Annotated in this window: 1 protein-coding gene; it reads right to left on the bottom strand. The window is 50.2% G+C overall.

The genetic code is table 11. The features are described from left to right. Window positions 1-214 precede the first annotated feature (214 nt). On the bottom strand, window positions 215-1,237 hold the full coding sequence (locus tag EB241_RS20745) for an IS110 family RNA-guided transposase (RefSeq protein ID WP_124234944.1): 1,023 nt from the start codon (window positions 1,235-1,237) through the stop codon (window positions 215-217). Window positions 1,238-1,241 lie beyond the last annotated feature (4 nt).

Here is a 1,241-nt window from a genome sequence, read left to right as displayed (position 1 = left end):
TATATGGACACCTCTCCGATGCAAGCACCGGCAGGTCTCTTTCTGACAAAGTAGCCACACACATATATCCGGCTTCGTGAGCCCCGATGAACATCCGTACTCTCTGTCCTCATTAGTGCCATGGCTTTTTGCAGCCCAGCTATTTGTCAGGTTTACAGAGAGTAGGTTCTACCTGTCAGCACATCAACTCTTTGGACTCATTAAAATCAGTAGGTTACATTGCTGTATATTCTGTCTTCTGGTTTACCAGCGCCCAGGCCACCCGGGCATTCTTATTAGCCAGCGCCACCACAGCTTTATTCACTCCACTCCGGGAAATAATACCTTTCAGCCATCGTTGCAAGCCGTTGCACTGTTCATCCGGGAGGTTAATTACCCGGTAAACCACGGATCGGGCTCCGTGGATAAGTAACCCACGAAGGTAACCATCTCCCCGTTTCGTTATGCCCATAAGCCTGACTTTGCCGCCGCTGCTGTGCTCCTTTGGCACCAGCCCCAGATAACTGGCAAAATGTCGGCCATTCTGAAAATCGTTGCTGTCACCCAGAGCGACCGTCAGGGCTGACGCTCCCATCGGCCCGATACCCGGAATGCTTTCCAGTCGGAGCGTATCCTCATTTTGCTGGCTGATGTGTGCAAGACGCACGTCCAGCTCTTTTAACCGCAATTGACTGCTTTGCAGTTCCTCCAGCATCTCGTGGAACAACTGGCGAGCGAGTGTGGTCAGTTCATTTTCGGCATCTTCCAGATAATCCGGCAGACAGGCCGTGATTTTATGTGCGCCTTCCGGCATGGCTATACCGTATTCCAGGCCCAGTCCTCTTATCTGATTGATGAGGGCCGTTTTGTTTTTCATTAGCCGCTGGCGAACCCGGTGCAGACACTGAATATCCTGCTGCTCAACACTTTTTTCCGGTACATAACGCATGCCCGGACGGCTGTCGGCCTCGACGATAGCAATGGCATCATTTTTATCGTTTTTACTTCCCATTCTGAAGGGAGCCACATACTGCGGACTGATTTGTTTAACTTCATGACCGTATTTACTGAACAGGCGAGCCCAGTAATTTGCGCTGCCACAGGCCTCCATAACAATCCTGGACGATGGCTGCAGAGCAATAAACGCCATCAGTTTTTCGCGAGTGATCATTTTATTGAATTTATTTTCACCCTGCGCAGAAACGATATGCACCTGAAATACTCGCTTTGCCAGATCAATTCCGATAATTTGTTCCACGGGG

The sequence above is a fragment of the Erwinia psidii genome (assembly GCF_003846135.1).
GTDB lineage: Bacteria > Pseudomonadota > Gammaproteobacteria > Enterobacterales > Enterobacteriaceae > Erwinia > Erwinia psidii.
Note: the sequence above shows the minus strand (reverse complement) of the source record. Positions and strands in the feature narration are given on the sequence as shown.